The following is a 2,916-nucleotide window of genomic DNA, read 5'->3' on the forward strand; positions in this document are numbered from 1 at the left end:
CGGTGCCCCCTGGTTCCCGCCGGCGGTGCCCGGCTTGTAGTCGGCGAAGAAGTCCCACCAGGCCCGGTCCACAGAGTTCGGGTCCTGGAGGTACTGCTGGTAGATCTCGTCGACGAGCCACTCGTTGGGACCGAAGGCGGCAGCAGGGTCCCGGCCCTGGCTGGGCTCTTCGGTACGGACGCTCGACGAGCTGCTCTTAGGGGACTGTGACGACACGGCGGCAACCGCCCTCTTCCGCTTCACAAGGTGATGGACAGCGGAAAACAAGGCTACGCCCCCCGAGCTGGTACGTGCAGGCCGCACCCGCCGGAGGTCGCGTAAGTCACAATGCGAACGTGGTTTGGACCCCGGATTTGGCGGGAAATCAAGAGAGTTTGCCTGCGTTCGGCATGGGGGCAGCAGGGCGGTGGCGCCGCGTCCCGTCCTCGTACCGGGCCGTTCACCGGCTGCGCTGTGCTCTGCCGCGGACGTTCCCGCGCTCGGGCAAGGTCAAGTGTAGGTCAAGTGCCGAACGAGCGTTAACCCGGAAGAGTGAGCTTGATCCGGCAGCCGCGGGGTGATTCGGCCACTCCGATCCGGCCGCCGTGCAGATCCACCGCCCAGCGCGCGATGGCCAGCCCGAGACCGGTGCCGCCGCCGTCCGCCCCGTGGTCGCCGAGCACCCCGTTCTCCCGGCCGCGGTTGAAGCGCTCGAAGACCCGGTGCCGCTCCGCGGCGGGGATGCCGGGGCCCTCGTCGAGCACCTCCACCTCCAGCGCGTCCGGCTGCGCCCCGGCGCGGGCGCGCACGGTGACCCGGCCGCCGGTCGGGCTGTGCTTCACGGCGTTGTCGATCAGATTCGCCATCACCTGGTGCAGCCGCTCGGGATCGGCCCGTACGGCCAGCTCGGCCGGCCAGACGTCCAGGTGCAGCCGGACGTCGCCGCGCCCGCGGGGACCGGGGACGTCGTCGGCGGCTTCCGGGGCGCCGGCCGCGCCGTGGGCGCCGCTGCCGAAGTGCGCCTCCTTCAGCACGCCCGCGAGGTACGGCTCCACCGTGAACCGCCGCAGCCGCAGCGGCACCACCCCGCTGTCGATCCGCGACAGGTCGAGCAACTGCTCCACCAGCCGGCCCAGCCGCTCGGTCTGGCGCAGCGCGGTGCGCATCGTGTCCGGGTCCGCGTCGGAGACGCCGTCCACCACGTTCTCCAGCACCGCCCGCAGGGCGGCGATCGGGGTGCGCAGCTCGTGCGAGACGTTGGCCACCAGCTCCTTGCGGTGCCGGTCGACGGACTGCAGGTCGGCCGCCATGCGGTTGAACGTCTGCGCCAGCTCGCCGAACTCGTCCCGGCGGCGGGTGGCCAGCCGGGCGGTGTAGTCGCCGTGCGCCATGGCGCGGGTGACCGCGGTCATCTGCACCAGCGGCGACGTCAGCCGCTGGCCCACGAACTGGGTGATCAGCAGCGAGGCGATGAGCGAGAAGACCGTGATCAGCCGGACCTCGGTGGACGAGCGGATCGCCACCCACACCAGCCCGGTGGCGATCACCACGGAACCGATGACCAGGGCGCCCAGCGCGGCGTTCACCGACCGCACCGGGTCCAGCGGGCGCAGCGCGTCCCACACCCGGCGCCAGAAGCCGGTCTCCCCGCCGCCGCCCGGCACCGTCATGTGACGGGGGTCTCCAGCGCGTACCCCACGCCGTGCACCGTACGGATCCGCTCCGCGCCTATCTTGCGGCGCAGCGCCTTGATGTGGCTGTCCACCGTCCGCGTCCCCGAGGCGTCCTCCCACTCCCAGACCTCCACCAGGAGCTGCTCGCGGGAGAGCACCGCCCGCGGCTGGTTGGCCAGACACGCCAGCAGCTCGAACTCCGTCGGCGTCAGATGGACGTCGTCCCCGCCGACCCGCACCCGCCGCTCGGTGTGGTCGATCTCCAGCTCGCCCAGGCGCAGTGTGTCGTCCCGGGCGGCGCCCGCCGCCTGCGTGGCGCGCTCCACGCGGCGCAGCAGCACGTGCACCCGCGCGGCCAGCTCGCGCATGGAGAAGGGTTTGGTCATGTAGTCGTCGGCGCCGACGCCGAGGCCGACGAGCATGTCCGTCTCGTCGTCCCGCGCGGTCAGCATCAGCACCGGCACGAGCCGCTGGGCCTGCACCCGGCGGCACACCTCCAGCCCGTCGAAGCCGGGCAGCATCACGTCGAGCACGAGCAGGTCGGGCCCCCACTCCGCCGCGGTCGCCACCGCGGCCGGGCCGTCGCCTGCCGTACGTACCTGGAAGCCCTCGGCGCGCAGCCGCGCCGATATCGCCTGCCCGATGGTCGGATCGTCCTCGACGACCAGCACCCTGCGCTGGGCGCCGGGCGTCACTGCGGCCGCGTGGTCGGCGCGGCCGTTCAGGGCTTGTCTGTCTGCCATGTGTTCGTGGCCCTCGCCGTCTCTTCCCCGTAGGCCCTCCGGTTCAGCTAGCAGCGTATGGGGAGGTGACACGCCTCGGCTACGGGGAACGGAGAGCCCCCGGCGGCGTTGCGCGCACGGTGTCCGGTGGGCGGACGGCGAGGTGGACGGCGTCCGGTGCGCCGCGGCGCACCGGGATCTCCTCGGTGCGTACGTCCGTGAAGCCGGCCGTGCGGAGTGCGGCTTCGAAGCCGGGGGAGGGGCGGGCCGACCAGACGGCGAGGACGCCGCCGGGGGTGAGGCGGTCGCGGCAGGCGGCGAGGCCGGCGGGGGCGTAGAGGCCGGAGTTGGATTCGGTGACGGTCCAGTCGGGGCCGTTGTCGATGTCGAGGCAGACGGCGTCGTAGCGGTGCGGGGCGGTGGCGAGGTGGTCGAGGAGGTCGGCCTCGACGAGTTCGACGCGGGGGTCGGCGAGGGCGGCGCCGCTGAGGTACGCGAGGTGCTTCTCGGCGGCCGTGCCTGCTGCCGGGCCGACTGCCGTG

The 2,916-nt window shown here is 72.9% G+C and carries 4 protein-coding genes; all 4 read right to left on the reverse strand.

Going from position 1 to position 2,916, the window contains the following annotated elements; genetic code table 11:
* Positions 1–216: 2-oxoglutarate dehydrogenase E1 subunit family protein (locus tag H5J30_RS24985; protein WP_181789613.1), on the reverse strand; the 216-nt coding region annotated here is incomplete at its 3' end.
* Positions 217–518: 302 nt separating this feature from the next.
* A complete protein-coding gene (locus H5J30_RS24990) occupies positions 519–1,649 on the reverse strand; it encodes a HAMP domain-containing sensor histidine kinase (protein ID WP_181789614.1) in 1,131 nt (376 codons plus the stop codon).
* Positions 1,646–2,395, reverse strand: coding sequence for a response regulator transcription factor (locus H5J30_RS24995; RefSeq protein WP_181789615.1), 750 nt, complete (start codon positions 2,393–2,395; stop codon positions 1,646–1,648). The genes H5J30_RS24990 and H5J30_RS24995 overlap by 4 nt, the downstream gene beginning before the upstream one ends.
* Positions 2,396–2,474: 79 nt before the next feature.
* Positions 2,475–2,916 (reverse strand): spermidine synthase (locus H5J30_RS25000; RefSeq protein WP_374101023.1); only part of this gene is annotated, 442 nt, incomplete at its 5' end.

Source organism: Streptomyces phytophilus (genome assembly GCF_013870535.1).
GTDB classification, from domain to species: Bacteria; Actinomycetota; Actinomycetes; order Streptomycetales; family Streptomycetaceae; genus Streptomyces; species Streptomyces phytophilus.

Excerpts from the sequence above, each read along its gene's own strand:
- H5J30_RS24990 (WP_181789614.1), bottom strand. The coding sequence starts at position 1,649 with ATGACGGTGCCGGGCGGCGGCGGGGAGACCGGCTTCTGGCGCCGGGTG.
- H5J30_RS24995 (WP_181789615.1), bottom strand. The coding sequence starts at position 2,395 with ATGGCAGACAGACAAGCCCTGAACGGCCGCGCCGACCACGCGGCCGCA.